A 241-nucleotide genomic window follows, 5' to 3' on the forward strand; every position below is an offset into this window, starting at 1 on the left:
ATCTTTGTCCCCACAGGGAGTGTTCACCTGCCCTCCGGCCGCCTGAGTACGCAGCCGGGTAAAGATGTCCACGGCCATTTTCAGGTTATCCGTGCCTCCCATAAGCTGAAGGTGTCTACCCAGAGCCAGTTCGATCTCCTTGTCATCACAGGGGGTGTTAGCATGCCCCCCAGCCGCCTGGGTGCGCAGACGGACGAAGATGTCCATGGCCGTTTGCAGATTGTCCTCCCCCCCCATGACC

1 protein-coding gene is annotated in these 241 nt (G+C 59.8%); it reads right to left on the minus strand.

The window, feature by feature from the left end; genetic code table 11:
- A partial coding sequence (locus E1189_RS21970; protein WP_196220781.1) for a hypothetical protein occupies nucleotides 1-241 on the minus strand: 241 nt, incomplete at both ends.

Origin of the sequence: Parendozoicomonas verongulae (assembly GCF_009711465.1) — a bacterium.
Classification (GTDB): Bacteria; Pseudomonadota; Gammaproteobacteria; order Pseudomonadales; family Endozoicomonadaceae; genus Sansalvadorimonas; species Sansalvadorimonas verongulae.